Genomic DNA, 13,037 nt, shown 5'->3' with positions numbered 1-13,037 from the left:
AGAATTTGTGCAAGTCATAGTGAAAATCTCCTTATTGGTTTGGTGTTGGAACCCCAATAATACACGATATTTCACTATGATGTTTTTTTATTTTCTTAGGTGGCTAACTTGATTATAAAATTTGCGATCTAAAAAAGACATCTCTTCTACTAAATAAAAGAGATGTCTGACGCTAATTATTAGGATTCTGTAGGGAACAAAGATACAACGTTGGAATCATTAAAATATTCTCTATTAGATTCTTCCGTATATTTATTTAAGAATTTGTTTTCAAGACCAAACAGAGCTTCTAAAAATGAACGGTCGATCGAATGATCATTTAAAATATCATTTAAAGAAAACAGGCGGTTTCTTAAAATTAAATCGAGTAAAGCACGTACTTTTCCAGGTCTAACAATAGCGATATCTTCATCTAAAGGTTCATTCGTTCTGTAATTTTTCCGGTTTAAAGTGGCATAGAAGTAACGATTTTCTTCAAACGTCAATAGTTCCAGTTTATATGCACGATATTCTAAGGCAGCAATGGAAACCATACGTTTCATTTTTAAATCTACGTACGATTCAGGATTTGATTTCTTTGAAATTGTTGCAAAATCTTTTAAGAACTGTTCTTTTGGTAGAAGAAAGAATGAGGCGAAATCATTGGCTTCTTTTTCGATTATTTTATGCTCATCTTTTGTTAAGCTATCCATGTCGATTTTATAATGCAGTAACAGGTGTCCTAATTCATGTGCTAAATCAAAATTTCTTCGAACAGCCGATTTTTTTTTGTTACCCAAAATAATAAAAGGTTTTCCTTGGTTGGTCCATGTACTATAAGCATCAATTGTTGCGCCCATATTTTTTTCTAAAACATAGATTCCTGATAACTCAAGCTTGTAAAGAAGTTCCGAGTTTGCTTGTACATCTAATTTTTTTCTAGCATTTTCAGCAATTTTTTCCAATTGCAAAAGTCTGTCAGTAGTGTCCAAAGATCGATTATACAATTGAATGGACTCATCTCTTAATGGGGAAAGAACATTCATCGGTAAATGGAGTTTACTTTCAAATTTATCTAAAAAGTAACTAACAAAATCAATAAAGGTTGTTTCCATCTTTGTTTTTTTACGAGCTTCTCGATCTTCAGCTCGATAGGCAATGTTCTCAATTTTCGAGATGTTCGTAGCGAAAGGTTCTGTGTAGAAAAATTGAGCTTTCACATTAAAAATCTTTTTCAACTCATTAACTACTTCAAATTTAGGTACGGTATATTGATTTTCATACTGCCAAATTGCTTGTTCACTTAAATTTAATTCGTCAGCAAGTTCCTTTCTGGAGAGACCATTTAATTCTCTGACACTTTGTAATTTCTCTCCGAAAAACATTGTAATCACATCCTTGCTTAGTTGTTAGGAAGTTAGCTTCCAGATTCTTCTTGTTCTTCTTCAGGGATAGAGTAGCCAAATGAATTTGAATCACCTGAGAAAATGGTCTTCTCAGCAACGTTTTCATTCATAATTGGTTCAACATCTTCAGCAGTAATTTCATACGCACTATCTTGAATCAAATAACTCAAATCTTCAATTAGCTCTAGATTCATTGTTTGGCGATTGGGCATAGTTAATTTTATTGAGTGGATAAATTTAGTTTCTTCATCGATTTCATAGGTGACGATATAAAAACGTGAATAGTCTTGGCTCACGTTTAGTTGTTTTTCTTCTATTATAGCTCTTATTTCCTCTGGGTCATTCAATTCAAGTTGAATTTGTTCTGGTTGAAGAATGTAATTTTTCGTTCTATTTTGTAAAATATCCTTATTGATATCCGCCAAGTTCACTAAATAATTATCTTCATTTGCTTTCTTTTTCTGGTCGTCGAAAGATTTTTGTACTCTTTTAGAGTTTTTTACGATGATCATATAATCTTCAGTATTTTCGCTAACTGTAAATTGCAAGTACTCCCAAGTATAGCCTGCTTTTTCAATTTTAAACTGTATGTTGTGATCTTGTCCAATTTTAGAAACTTGATCATCAATATGATTTCCTTTTGTCCAAGCGTAGGCACCACTAACGTTCATGGAGTCTTTTTTACTTTTTCGTTCCTCTAGGTACTGTAAATATCCTTTTAAAGTACCATCTACTATTACTTTACTGATTGCTGTATCTAATTTAAATTCATCCATATGTAAACCTCCCATCCATTTTTCTCTGTTAGTATACAACATTTTTAAAGCAAAAACATTAATTTTCTGTTTTTTTTAAAGTTCTGACTAAAATTATAGAAAATTATGCTTTAAATAAATGAAACTAGAGTGCGCTTTCCAAACATTTCTTTCCAGTTTTCCTCCATTTTTTGCTACAATTAATAGAAATATGAAAAGGAGGAAAGTTTATGAGACGTTCGATTCGATATTTACTGGCTTTAGTACTGGCCTTGCTTTTAGCAGTTTTCATTATTCAATCGATTGCCTATCCGACGTTATTACAATACGAACGCTTTGAGCATGTAATGGCGCGTTTTGCTTATACTAGAGAAACGTTGATTGCTTTTGTGACCCTTAGTCTATGGCTCTTGTACATTCAGATTGATCTGAAACGATTTTCGATGATCTATGTCTATTTGTTTTATAGCGTCTATCTCTTTCTTCTTTTTGTCGTCCTGTTCACCAAGGCACCTCACTATCATACCTTCAATTGGGAGCTCTTTGATTTTGTAGTTCGGGACAAAAAAGTATTGATGGAAGCGATGTTGAATGTGCTATACTTTGTTCCTTTAGGTGGTTTGTATGGTTTTAAAGCGAACGCTGTTGAATTTGTTGTAATTTCCTTACTGACGATAGTAGGGATTGAAACAATTCAATATGCTTTTTATATCGGTACCTTCGCTCTAAGTGATATTTTGTTGAATTTCATCGGCTGTACGATCGGTTATCTAATGTTTCGGAAGCTGCAAAGTATCCGGTGATTTTTTGATCCTTTAAAAGTGAACTATCTTCACCACGCTTGCTTGTAAATGACAAAAGGTGTAACGCTCTCTACTGTTGAGGGCATTTTTTGTATTTCAAGAAGCTATGAAGAAAAAAAGCAAGATTCCGTGATAGAAACAGTGCATTCTCTTGATTTAAAGTAGTACAAAGAAAAAAATTCAGTTATAATTACTGCTATAAAAAGAATGCGCTGTATAAATGGGAGTGAATTGAATGAAAAAAGGATTGAAAGGGTTTGTTGGTTTGCTTTTGTTGCTTGTTATTGGGGGAGGTTTTGCTTTTTGGCGGTTTTCATCGGCTGTTGAAAAAGAGAGTGGGGTCTCTGATGCAACTCAAGGATTTCTCTCGGAAGATGTGTTGATCTACACAGAAGAAAGCGAATGGGAGATTTTAGAAGTGTCCGAGGAGACAATCCTTGTCTCAGATGGTGAGCACTTTCAAGTAGGGTCGATCCTTTCGAGTGGAGTCACTGACCAAACACCGGACGGATTGTTGCGAAAGGTCGAAGCGATCGAGGAAGTCTCAGAAGGTTATCAGCTCACTACCAGACCGGCTGCACTGACAGAAGCCATTGAGTACTGCGACATTTATGTGGAAACTACTTTGACTGAAGATGGTACGTATCAAATCACCAAATTTGAAGAAGAGGGAGAAAGCAAAGATTTAGAGGCCTTGGCTGTCTTGAACAATCTCGCGGAAACCCAAGAAACGGTGCAAAGTTCTGAGGGAATGATCCAAGGAGAATTTGGGGTAGCTGCGATCGATGCGTCGATGACCATGACCTTGCACATGGTTATCAAAGATGGAGAAATCGTCTTTTCTTTTGAGCTGGCACCTAAGATCCATACGGCACTTTCAAAAGAAGGTCTGTCTGTCGAGGATTACCAGCAAACGATTCAATGGTTGGAGGAAGAACAAACACAGACGATCCCTATCTATGGACTGTTTCCATTGGTTCTTCGTCACAATATTATCGGGAGCATTGAAGAAGACGTGGCGGTCAGTACAGCGGATAAACCAATCGATCTCTCGACCTTCAATATGCAGTTAGGGTTTGATTATTCTAGCAAAGAAGGTTTGCGTCCCATCCAAGAAGATCATTCCCAATCGCTAGAGATCAACCATCAGATCGAGGCATTCAACGGGACGATCTATCCAAGTCTTAGTTATGAAATGCTGTTGTTTGGAACGGTAGGGTCTAATTTTCAAGCAGGGATCAAAACAGAAGGAAAGATAAAAAATGTAGAACCTGTGCCAGCAGACACAGAACCTGTTTTTTCCTTTGCTGGAACAGACTTGATCGGCGAGCAGCTACAGTCAACAGGCACCATCGATTTAAACGGCAGCTTTGTATTTCAATTGTCTCAAGCGTTCAATATTTTTGATGCTTCTGATCACGAGCTTTCTCAGCCACTCTTTGATGAGGAATCCCTCACTCTCTGGGAGGTTGACGAAACCTATGAAGTACCAGCCGCTATTTCACTGAACGATTTTGAAGGGCTATGGAAATACCCGGACTCCAATGAATGGGCTATTCGGATTACAAAATTTGAGGATCGCTTGAATGCAGAATCAGTCTCTATTCCCACGGGTGAAAGTAGTTCAGGCTACGTTTTTGCGATGCCCTATGGACTGAATTTCCAAAATTTAGAAGAGGTTCCGATCAGTATTTCCGGTTATGAGATGATTGCAGGTCAGGGACACAATATCAGTCCACCGTTAAGAATCGTAATGTCTGAGGACCAACAGCGACTCACCGTCTATCATTATGGAAGCAATAAGAATCTAAATGATCTGGTGATTTCAGATCGAGACACCTTTTTTTCTGAAGACAATCTCGATTTAGTAGAGGAGTTTGTTCGGATGAGTGAAGACCAAATTGGAACAGCGATAGATACATCGAATGATCAGAGTCAGCAAGCCACTGCTTGGACGGCGGAAGAAGCCTTTCAACTTGTAAAAAATAATTTACCTGATTTCTTCAACAATGGGCAGGAATGGGCGAGAGAACAAGCAAATGAAGACGATGTGTTCCAATTTGCAGCGGTTATCAATGGAGAAATCAATCTGCGGATGTATATTCGACCCTTGAACGAGAATGACGTTAGTGTTGATTTTTATACGAGAGTTTCTTCCCCTCAAGGAGCAAGAAAAGAGGAATACATTTTCTCAAGAAACGGATGAACAAAAGGTGCCATTTGTCTTTATTGACCATTTCTTGTTAAAATAGAAGAAAGAAGGATGTGGTCAATGATGAAAATCAGAGGAAGTAGCAGTTTTGTAAGAAACTACTCGAATGCATCAAAAAAGCTGCGGACAGCTTCAGGAAAGAAAAAAGGACTCGGCAAAAAGCGTAAACAGCTGGAAGCACAAGAACAAAAAGAACGCAGAAGAGAAACGGGCGTATTGATCGGTGCATTGAGAGAAGTTCTTAAGAAGTGAAGAGAAAATTTTGCTAGGATCGATCCAATCTAAGGGCAGTCGACATTCTTAGTAATCCATGACAAAAATAGACGTAAGCAACCAAGCTGCTTACGTCTATTTTTTATTCTTCGTAAATACATATCTGATCACGCCAGTTGTTTTTTGCACGATACAGAGCTTCGTCGGCGAATTTGATGGTTTTCATGCCATCCGAACCATGATCGATGCTGGAAGCAATTCCTGCCGAGAAGGTCAGTGACTGACTCTCTTCTTTCAGAGCACGTCTGTGTTTATTGTAGACATGTTTGAAAAAGGAAAGATGTTCAAAGGCTTCCTGTTTAGAACAGTCAGGAAAGATCACACAAAACTCTTCGCCACCAAAACGATAGATCGAATAGTCTTCTTTGGTAAGAATCGATGAGAAGCTGGTATCCATTAGGTGGACAAAATTTTGCAAGATCTCATTACCGGCAGTGTGTCCGTAAGTGTCATTCAACTGTTTGAAATGATCCAGGTCGATCATGACCAGTGCAAAAGAGCGATCGGCTTGCTGGTGATCGTGTAAATCCATCCCTAGTTTTTGGAAATTATAGATACCGGTCAACGCATCTGTTTGCCCCTGCTCGATGACTCTCTGCATCTGGGCGTCTTCTTTTCTCCGTAACACATAAAACCACCACAAAAGCATCGTAATGACGATAGAACCGATCAGAACGAGAAGTAGATCACTGATTGGGCTGTAATTTTCTCCATAGATAAGGAAAAGACTCACCGAAAGCAATGTTCTCGTAAAAAAAGTAATCAACACGTTCCATCCCATGGCTAGTTTAGAGATTCTTTTCAACAGAGCTGTAAAGAAGAACAAACAGATCCCCAGTAGGAGCAGTTGAATTTCCTGATAGCCGACATAGCTATTGATCAGTAGGAAATAAAGCATCGTGAACAGTGGTGTGGTCAAATAAAAAAGATGCCCGTATTTTGGGAAAAAGTAAAAAGCGATAAAGGTCTCCAAAACAAAGGTATAGCTATAATGGCCGAGCAGCAGATAGCTGAGGCTCAACATCACATAGGCATAGATCAGGTATAAAAGAAAAATGATACAGCGCTTAAAGAACATAGGTATCTGAACGTGGTCCAAGCGTTTGAAAATATACGCCAAAGCGATGATCGAGCTTACGAACATGGCGGGCAGTACCAGCAGTATCAAAGTGAGTTGCTCCATAAAAAGCTCCTTCTTTCTAAATACAAAAACAAGAAACAAGCATACACACATCAATGTAGCAGTTTCATTCTTGCTATGTCAAGAATGGAGCATAACCGACAACTTTGCCTACTATGGGATTATTCAGCAGCACTTATTCCTCAAAATCATATTTGTTGCAATAAGCTTTGATTGCATCGGCTTCTATTTTTTTATTGTTGAACATCGGATAATATTTGAAAAAGTCGTTCTTATAGCTAGGAATATGCTGAAATTCTCGATTCTTCAACAAATCTCTTGTTTCTGTGGAGGAAGTAATGTTTAAAAATTCCAGTAGACTGGTCGTCGACTTGGTGCCCTGATTATCGTGTTCTCTTTTTAAGATCGCATGAGCCCAAAAGGCCTGACACATTCGTTTTTTAATCGCACGTTCGTGACGATCGATCAGAATGGTAAAAAGGTTTTCGAGGCAAACGATGCTCTGCTTTTTTTGGGTGAAAATCGTTTCGATTCGTCCTGGATTGATCCACATCGTTGTCTCCAACGTAATACCTCCTGTAGGAAAAAGGCTAAAATTTCGTGTGGCGATCGGTGTCATTCGCAATTCAGCATTGAAGAGGTAGTTTAAGGTTTTCTTATAGATTTGATAGTCTAAGTGCTCAACCGCTTCCAAAAGATTGAACGCAATTTGTTGGGCAGATTGCTCTACTAAAAGGATCGTTTCCCTGTAAAGGACGCAGGAAATGCCCCATGTTGGAAAATTCACAGGGATGATCGCATAGATTTCTTCAAAATAATCAGCCTGTGCGCTCAATGGAATGTCTTTTGTCAGCTGAATAATGTCAATAGGTGTGAGAGGATTCACTAATGAATACGCAGCAAGACTTTCAAGTCGAGGCCGATAGTCCATACGTGGATTGGGAACTTTCTTTCTTTTGATCAGTCTGTGTTTGTTTGCGTGCTTCATTGAATCAACTCCTTCTTTAATTAAACAACAGTGGTTTTATAATTTGTATTATACTCTATTTTGTCTAAAAAATGGACATTATTTGCAATAAAATGACAAGAAGACAACTTTTCTTTTTCACTGGAACTTTTTATACTCGAATTACCTCGAGGAATCAAAAGAAAGCACAGGAAAAGGGCATGGAAATACAAGAATTAGAGCAGCTTGTCACAGATTATCAGCGGTTGTTTCATAAGGTGTTGCGTCGTTGCAGTATCTTTCCGGGGCAAAACGATTATGAAGACTACTTGCAGGAATTACGTTTGCGTTTCTATTTGAAGGCAGAACCATACATTTCTCGAGGGCATTTTGAAGCAGAGAATCAGGTGTATTATTTGTTTAACTATCTTTTGTGGTATTTGGTGGATCAAAAAAGGAAAATGACCTTCGAGTATCAGGAAATCCAGGATGAAGTCCTCTTGATGCTTCAAGGAGAAGAGGAAGGCTTTGAGACGATCGAGTCACTGGAGGATCTGGAGGGTTTTTACGGCAGATTGAAGCCGAAAGATCAGTTGAAAGTTGTCGCCTTGCTGTCGGATGAGGACTTGTCGAGACAAAGCCGCAGCAACTATCGTAAATATTTTCGAACACATTTTGATTTATTTTTCAAAAAACGTTGACATTTTTGAAAGAAATCTCGTTTCTAGTAGTGTAAGGCGCGCAACTTACAAAACAAAAAAGGAGGAAACAACATGAAAGCACACAATCAAACAAAACTAACGGTTCAACTGGCACAAGACGGAGAGGAAAAAATGGTCAAACAGACATTTGCTAATGTAATCGCCGATTCTGATGAGGCAGACATCTTGGCCTTGGGTGATATCATCGCAGAATTAGCACCTGAAACAGTGGCACTGGAATCAGTGATCGAGACAGTCGAATTCGAATACAACAAATAAAAATTAGGAGGAAACAAACATGAAAAAACTACATTTGACATTTTTTAACGGTGAAGGGAAAAAACACAAATTGATCCCGAGAGTTGCAGCAGAGAATCTTTCTGGCGAGCAGGTGCGTAGCGCGATGGATCAATTGTCAGCTTTGCAGATTTTTGAAAAAGAAGAAGTGACCCTGTATCAAGAACCAGCCGGCGCAAAATATGTAGAAACGATTGAGACTACATTGTTCTAAAAATAGCTGAAAGCGAGGGGGAGACTCCTCGTTTTTTTATCAGAAGGAGGAAAAAAGATGATTCCTAAACCAGTGATTCTTGATATCAGTGAATGGCAGGTGCCCAGCAAGATCGACTATGACAAGCTGGCAAAAGCAATCGATGGCGTGATCGTCCGTGTGCAATATGGTTCCAAGCGGATCGACAAGCATTATCAAACCCATATCCGTGAATTTCAAAAACGGAACATACCAGTAGCGGTTTATGCTTGGGTCCGAGGGGTTTCAGTGGCGGATATGGAGCAAGAGGCCAAGGATTTTTATGCTCGGGCCAAAGCTTTTGATCCGGTTTTTTGGTGGCTGGATGTAGAAGAACGTTCGATGGCAGACATGCGAAGTGGCTGTGAAGCCTTTCGAAAGAAATTGAAGCAGCTGGGAGCCAAGAAGGTCGGTGCCTATATCGCCAATCATTTATATGCTACGTTTCGATTAGATACAGCTAAATTCGACGGCATTTGGCTACCCACCTATGGGAAAAATAATGGCAAATATACCGGAAGCAAACCGACAGCTACGTCTCACTATCATTTGCATCAATATACTTCTGCCGGACGTTTGCCAGGATATGGAGGCAACTTGGACCTGAACCGTCTAGTACAAGGTACCTTGGCTTTCTTTTTTGGAAAGGAGATCAAAAAAGAAGCTACAAAAACAACGAAGTCTTCGCGTTTTAGATTGACGACAACCGTTCATTTACGCAAAGCACCGACAACTTCTGCAGCTTCGCTGACTTTACTTAAAGCCGGAGCAGAAGTGGAGATCCAGCAGCTGCAGGTTGCCGAGGATTATCTGTGGGGAGAACAATTGAGAGCAGACGGGAGTCGAGCCTATCTGGCTTTAGGTGCACTCAAGGGATATGGTCGCTTCGTTTAAGATGATCGATCGACGAATCTGAAAGATAATCAAAACATCACGACAGATTTTTTTCTGTTGTGATGTTTTTTTATAGTACGGCTTTTGATGGTATAAAAAGAAAGAGACTCCAATCAGTCACGAGTCTCTTTGTTTTAAGAAAAGTATTAAATTTTTAGCTTTTCCATCAGTGCTTCAGTCATTGTTTTAGAAAAATTGATCCCTTCCTTTGTAGCTCTGACATTGAGCCAGTGGGGGATTTTTATCGTTTTTTTGTCTGGTTGTGTGTCTTGAAGGTAATCGATCAGATTGACTTGAACTAGTGTTGCAAACTGAGTGCCTTTGTCAATAGAGAGATCATTCATATTACTGGCAGTTGGTAATGGCAATTGCTGTTCGACATACCATGCAAGTTGTATCCCTAGAGCATCTGAGGCCATTTCTAACCCTTCCTCGATACTATCTCCCTGCGTGACAGCTCCTTCTACATCAGGAAAGTATATTCCAAACCCAACAGGATCTTTTTCGAAAACAGCAGGATAGATTTTAATCATTTGTATTCCCTCCAAAGGAAGAGGAGAGCTACTCCTCTTCAAACTTTTTCAAAGCCTTCTTTAAAGAAGATTCTACAATTCTTGAAAGTTCTTTTTTGTGACTATGTAAAATAAAAGGCCTCTCTCCAGCTTTTTCAAACTTTCGATGTGATCCTTTTCCTCCTTTGACTTCACTAAAACCCATAAATTTTAGAATTTTCTCGGCTTCTTTTATTGTCATCGGCATAAGCGCTATTACCTCCTGACAACAATATTTTAGCACGTACTGGACGTATTGTAAATATTCTGCCATTTTTCTTTTTAATATTCAAACTAAAAATCATTTTTTAATACAGAGTTCCATTGAAATAGATACAGATTTTGAGCTTTCCACTTGCTTATTTTTTGATTTAAGGGCATGATAGAATGGAAAATGACTAGAGAAAGGAAAAGGGTAACTATGCGCTATCATATCATGGAAAGCGATGATATTCGTTGGAATCTAGCAACAGAAGAGTATTTGATGAATCAAGCAGATGTGACAGAACCGCTTCTTCTGTTATATATTCAAAAACCTTGTGTTATAATCGGACGTAATCAAAATGCTTATGAAGAGATCGACTTTCGCTATCTTCGCGAAAACGACGTGACCTTGACACGCCGTGTTTCCGGAGGTGGGGCAGTTTATGATGATTTAGGAAATATGAGTTTTAGCTTTGTGACCAAAAAAGACGACACGACCTTTGGCGATTACCGGGGAGTGACTACGCCGATCCTTCATGCCCTGCAGGAAATGGGTGCTGAGGGTGCAACAGTCGGTGGTCGGAATGACTTGTACATTGAAGGGATGAAATTTTCAGGGAATGCGATGTATACCCGTCATGGTCGCACCTATTCCCATGGAACGCTGATGTACGATGTGGATCTCTCTGTGCTTGATAAGATTTTGACGGTCTCCAAAGAAAAGATCGAGTCAAAGGCAACCAAGTCTGTCCGTAAGAGTGTCACGAATGTAAAACCATTTTTGGATGAGGCTTACCGTCAACTGTCGACACCAGAATTTCGTGATCGCTTGCTGTGTCATATTTACCATGTGACTGATCTAGCACAGATTGAAGAACAAAAGTTGGAGTTAACATCCGCTGATCGTCAGGCGATTCGTACTTTATTTGAAGAAAAGTATGCGAACGACGAGTGGGTCTATGGTCAAACACCTAAATTTGAGTTCAATCGACGAACACGAGTACCAGGTGTCGGGATCGTAGATATTCATTTATCTACTGAGAATGGGCATATTTCTGCGATTCAGTTTTTCGGTGATTATTTTGGAACAAAAGATACCGCTGAGCTAGAAGAGCTACTACAAGGAGTCGTCTATAAGCACGAAGCAATCGCAGAAGCGTTGGCTGACATAGATGTCTCTGAATATATTTTGAATTTTTCAACGGCTGAGCTATTGCAGCTGCTGGTTGGCTAAGGAGGTTAGAGATGTATACTTTAGAAGCGGTCTCAAAGAAATATCAGCAAACGACAGCCCTCAATGAACTTTCCTTTTCAGTTGCAGAAGGAGAAATCGTGGGAATTGTCGGTAAAAGCGGTTCGGGAAAATCAACCTTACTGCGTCTACTCAATCTTTTGGAGCGGCCGACAAAGGGACGCTTGTTTTTGGCAGACAGAGAGGTTAGCGAGATGTCCAAAAAGGAGATTCAGCAGCAAAAGCAAAAGATCGGCATGGTTTTTCAGCAATACAATCTGTTGAACAATTTGACCGTCAAAGAGAATGTAGCGCTGCCGTTGAAGCTGATCGGTCAAAGGAATGAAGCAAAGGTACTGGAATTGCTCAGCTTTGTTGGCATGGAACACAAACAAAACAGTTATCCGGCACAGCTTTCCGGCGGTGAAAAACAACGGGTCGCCTTAGCACGATCCTTGACTCGTGATCCGGAAGTTTTACTGTGTGACGAAGCGACCAGTTCTCTAGACGAAGAAAACACGGAGGACGTCATCCGTCTGCTACAAAGAATCCATCAGGAGTTTTCTGTAACGATCTTCTTTGTCAGTCATGAATTAGACACGATCAAAAAGCTGTGTGAACGTGTTCTGGTAATGGAGGATAGTCAGTTGTTGGGAATCGTTGAAAATCAGCCGAATCCGTTGATCAGCGAAGAGCATTCCTATTTGGAGAAAGTACAAAGGAGGCTGGCAGAATGACTTGGATAGAAAACATTGACTATTACATGCCTGAGTTTATTCTTTCTTTGCAGCAGACAGGGATCATGATGGGAATCTCGATGTTGATGAGCTTGCTTTTGGGATTGCCGATGGGAGTGGCCTTGTTTCTGTCGAATAACAATGAAAAAGGTGGACGTTCCTTTAGCTATTGGATTTTGAACTTTTTCATCACCTTGATTCGTTCCTTTCCCTTTTTATTGTTTGTCGTGACGCTGATTCCAGTGACTCGTCTGGTCATTGGTCGAGCCTTTGGACCGTTTCCAGCCTCTTTTCCTTTGAGCATCGTGGCTATTGCGATCTTTGCCCGGATGGTCGAACAGGTCTTGCTGGATGTTCCAGAGGAGATTCGTCTGTTGGCGGATTCTCTAGGCACGAACAAGTGGCAGTATATTTGGCACTTTTTGTTGGTGGAAGCGCGTAGTGGATTGCTTCTAGCTTTTACAACAACGACGGTCAGTATGGTTTCTTTTTCGACCGTTATGGGAATCGTTGGCGGTGGTGGGATCGGTGATTTTGCGATTCGCTACGGCTATCAAAGTTATCAATACGGAATTATGTACTTTGCAGTCAGTGTGATGATTGTGACGGTATTTATTATTCAAATGCTGGGGAATACAATTGCCCGCAAAATAGATAAAAGAAAGTAGGAGTAGA

16 protein-coding genes are annotated in these 13,037 nt (G+C 39.6%); 10 read left to right on the top strand and 6 right to left on the bottom strand.

Annotated elements, in window-relative coordinates; genetic code table 11:
• Positions 1–179: 179 nt before the first annotated feature.
• Together ACWODM_RS03400 and ACWODM_RS03395 are read right to left on the bottom strand one after the other, a co-directional pair.
• Positions 180–1,364: a spr1629 family repressor/antitoxin gene (locus ACWODM_RS03400; RefSeq protein ID WP_455319959.1), complete on the bottom strand. Its 1,185-nt coding sequence runs from the start codon at positions 1,362–1,364 to the stop codon at positions 180–182.
• 32 nt (positions 1,365–1,396) lie between these two features.
• The gene (locus ACWODM_RS03395; RefSeq protein WP_455319958.1) at positions 1,397–2,161 is read right to left on the bottom strand and encodes a spr1630 family ClpXP-sensitive toxin; all 765 of its coding nucleotides are present in this window, start codon (positions 2,159–2,161) and stop codon (positions 1,397–1,399) included.
• Positions 2,162–2,370: 209 nt separating this feature from the next.
• On the opposite strand from ACWODM_RS03395, the gene ACWODM_RS03390 reads away from it, so the two are divergent.
• The 3 genes from ACWODM_RS03390 (at position 2,371) to ACWODM_RS03380 (ending at position 5,407) form a co-directional block, all read left to right on the top strand.
• Positions 2,371–2,943: a VanZ family protein gene (locus ACWODM_RS03390; protein ID WP_455319957.1), complete on the top strand. Its 573-nt coding sequence runs from the start codon at positions 2,371–2,373 to the stop codon at positions 2,941–2,943.
• Between the two features lie 235 nt (positions 2,944–3,178).
• A complete protein-coding gene (locus ACWODM_RS03385) occupies positions 3,179–5,149 on the top strand; it encodes a hypothetical protein (RefSeq protein WP_455319956.1) in 1,971 nt (656 codons plus the stop codon).
• Positions 5,150–5,215: 66 nt separating this feature from the next.
• The gene (locus tag ACWODM_RS03380) at positions 5,216–5,407 is read left to right on the top strand and encodes a hypothetical protein (protein ID WP_455319955.1); all 192 of its coding nucleotides are present in this window, start codon (positions 5,216–5,218) and stop codon (positions 5,405–5,407) included.
• 103 nt (positions 5,408–5,510) lie between these two features.
• Here the strand turns inward: ACWODM_RS03380 and ACWODM_RS03375 are convergent, their stop codons facing one another.
• Both ACWODM_RS03375 and ACWODM_RS03370 read right to left on the bottom strand, forming a co-directional pair.
• Complete coding sequence (locus ACWODM_RS03375; RefSeq protein ID WP_455319954.1) at positions 5,511–6,611, bottom strand: GGDEF domain-containing protein; 1,101 nt, start codon at positions 6,609–6,611, stop codon at positions 5,511–5,513.
• A 133-nt stretch (positions 6,612–6,744) separates the two neighbouring features.
• Complete coding sequence (locus tag ACWODM_RS03370) at positions 6,745–7,557, bottom strand: hypothetical protein (RefSeq protein WP_455319953.1); 813 nt, start codon at positions 7,555–7,557, stop codon at positions 6,745–6,747.
• Positions 7,558–7,736: 179 nt separating this feature from the next.
• Here ACWODM_RS03370 and ACWODM_RS03365 point away from each other — a divergent pair, with 179 nt between their 5' ends.
• The 4 genes from ACWODM_RS03365 to ACWODM_RS03350 all read left to right on the top strand — a co-directional run bounded on the left by ACWODM_RS03365 (position 7,737) and on the right by ACWODM_RS03350 (position 9,639).
• Positions 7,737–8,216: a sigma-70 family RNA polymerase sigma factor gene (locus ACWODM_RS03365; protein WP_455319952.1), complete on the top strand. Its 480-nt coding sequence runs from the start codon at positions 7,737–7,739 to the stop codon at positions 8,214–8,216.
• Between the two features lie 72 nt (positions 8,217–8,288).
• On the top strand, positions 8,289–8,495 hold the full coding sequence (locus ACWODM_RS03360) for a DUF1659 domain-containing protein (protein ID WP_455319951.1): 207 nt from the start codon (positions 8,289–8,291) through the stop codon (positions 8,493–8,495).
• 19 nt (positions 8,496–8,514) lie between these two features.
• A complete protein-coding gene (locus ACWODM_RS03355) occupies positions 8,515–8,727 on the top strand; it encodes a DUF2922 domain-containing protein (protein WP_455319950.1) in 213 nt (70 codons plus the stop codon).
• A 57-nt stretch (positions 8,728–8,784) separates the two neighbouring features.
• Positions 8,785–9,639 carry a GH25 family lysozyme gene (locus ACWODM_RS03350; RefSeq protein ID WP_455319949.1) on the top strand — a complete coding sequence of 285 codons (855 nt, stop codon included), beginning with the start codon at positions 8,785–8,787 and terminating at the stop codon, positions 9,637–9,639.
• A 146-nt stretch (positions 9,640–9,785) separates the two neighbouring features.
• Here the strand turns inward: ACWODM_RS03350 and ACWODM_RS03345 are convergent, their stop codons facing one another.
• Together ACWODM_RS03345 and ACWODM_RS03340 are read right to left on the bottom strand one after the other, a co-directional pair.
• Complete coding sequence (locus ACWODM_RS03345) at positions 9,786–10,172, bottom strand: type II toxin-antitoxin system HicB family antitoxin (RefSeq protein WP_455319948.1); 387 nt, start codon at positions 10,170–10,172, stop codon at positions 9,786–9,788.
• A gap of 28 nt (positions 10,173–10,200) precedes the next feature.
• Positions 10,201–10,392, bottom strand: coding sequence for a type II toxin-antitoxin system HicA family toxin (locus ACWODM_RS03340; protein ID WP_455319947.1), 192 nt, complete (start codon positions 10,390–10,392; stop codon positions 10,201–10,203).
• A gap of 219 nt (positions 10,393–10,611) precedes the next feature.
• Between ACWODM_RS03340 and ACWODM_RS03335 the strand changes: the two genes are divergently transcribed.
• Genes ACWODM_RS03335 through ACWODM_RS03325 form a run of 3 tightly spaced genes read left to right on the top strand, consistent with a single transcriptional unit; the run spans position 10,612 to position 13,030 of the window.
• Positions 10,612–11,628, top strand: a complete 1,017-nt coding sequence (locus ACWODM_RS03335; protein ID WP_455319946.1) for a lipoate--protein ligase — start codon at positions 10,612–10,614, stop codon at positions 11,626–11,628.
• Positions 11,629–11,639: 11 nt separating this feature from the next.
• Positions 11,640–12,362, top strand: coding sequence for an ATP-binding cassette domain-containing protein (locus tag ACWODM_RS03330; RefSeq protein ID WP_455319945.1), 723 nt, complete (start codon positions 11,640–11,642; stop codon positions 12,360–12,362).
• Entirely contained in the window at positions 12,359–13,030 is a 672-nt protein-coding gene (locus ACWODM_RS03325) for a methionine ABC transporter permease (RefSeq protein WP_455319944.1), read from the top strand. The genes ACWODM_RS03330 and ACWODM_RS03325 overlap by 4 nt, the downstream gene beginning before the upstream one ends.
• Positions 13,031–13,037: the final 7 nt, after the last annotated feature.

This window comes from Enterococcus olivae (assembly GCF_053760925.1).
The sequence above is the reverse complement of the archived record's forward strand: the minus strand, read 5'-3'. Positions and strand labels throughout refer to the sequence as shown.

Excerpts from the sequence above, each read along its gene's own strand:
- ACWODM_RS03400 (WP_455319959.1), bottom strand. The coding sequence starts at position 1,364 with ATGTTTTTCGGAGAGAAATTACAAAGTGTCAGAGAATTAAATGGTCTC.
- ACWODM_RS03395 (WP_455319958.1), bottom strand. The coding sequence starts at position 2,161 with ATGGATGAATTTAAATTAGATACAGCAATCAGTAAAGTAATAGTAGAT.
- ACWODM_RS03390 (WP_455319957.1), top strand. The coding sequence starts at position 2,371 with ATGAGACGTTCGATTCGATATTTACTGGCTTTAGTACTGGCCTTGCTT.
- ACWODM_RS03385 (WP_455319956.1), top strand. The coding sequence starts at position 3,179 with ATGAAAAAAGGATTGAAAGGGTTTGTTGGTTTGCTTTTGTTGCTTGTT.
- ACWODM_RS03380 (WP_455319955.1), top strand. The coding sequence starts at position 5,216 with ATGATGAAAATCAGAGGAAGTAGCAGTTTTGTAAGAAACTACTCGAAT.
- ACWODM_RS03375 (WP_455319954.1), bottom strand. The coding sequence starts at position 6,611 with ATGGAGCAACTCACTTTGATACTGCTGGTACTGCCCGCCATGTTCGTA.
- ACWODM_RS03370 (WP_455319953.1), bottom strand. The coding sequence starts at position 7,557 with ATGAAGCACGCAAACAAACACAGACTGATCAAAAGAAAGAAAGTTCCC.
- ACWODM_RS03365 (WP_455319952.1), top strand. The coding sequence starts at position 7,737 with ATGGAAATACAAGAATTAGAGCAGCTTGTCACAGATTATCAGCGGTTG.
- ACWODM_RS03360 (WP_455319951.1), top strand. The coding sequence starts at position 8,289 with ATGAAAGCACACAATCAAACAAAACTAACGGTTCAACTGGCACAAGAC.
- ACWODM_RS03355 (WP_455319950.1), top strand. The coding sequence starts at position 8,515 with ATGAAAAAACTACATTTGACATTTTTTAACGGTGAAGGGAAAAAACAC.
- ACWODM_RS03350 (WP_455319949.1), top strand. The coding sequence starts at position 8,785 with ATGATTCCTAAACCAGTGATTCTTGATATCAGTGAATGGCAGGTGCCC.
- ACWODM_RS03345 (WP_455319948.1), bottom strand. The coding sequence starts at position 10,172 with ATGATTAAAATCTATCCTGCTGTTTTCGAAAAAGATCCTGTTGGGTTT.
- ACWODM_RS03340 (WP_455319947.1), bottom strand. The coding sequence starts at position 10,392 with ATGACAATAAAAGAAGCCGAGAAAATTCTAAAATTTATGGGTTTTAGT.
- ACWODM_RS03335 (WP_455319946.1), top strand. The coding sequence starts at position 10,612 with ATGCGCTATCATATCATGGAAAGCGATGATATTCGTTGGAATCTAGCA.
- ACWODM_RS03330 (WP_455319945.1), top strand. The coding sequence starts at position 11,640 with ATGTATACTTTAGAAGCGGTCTCAAAGAAATATCAGCAAACGACAGCC.
- ACWODM_RS03325 (WP_455319944.1), top strand. The coding sequence starts at position 12,359 with ATGACTTGGATAGAAAACATTGACTATTACATGCCTGAGTTTATTCTT.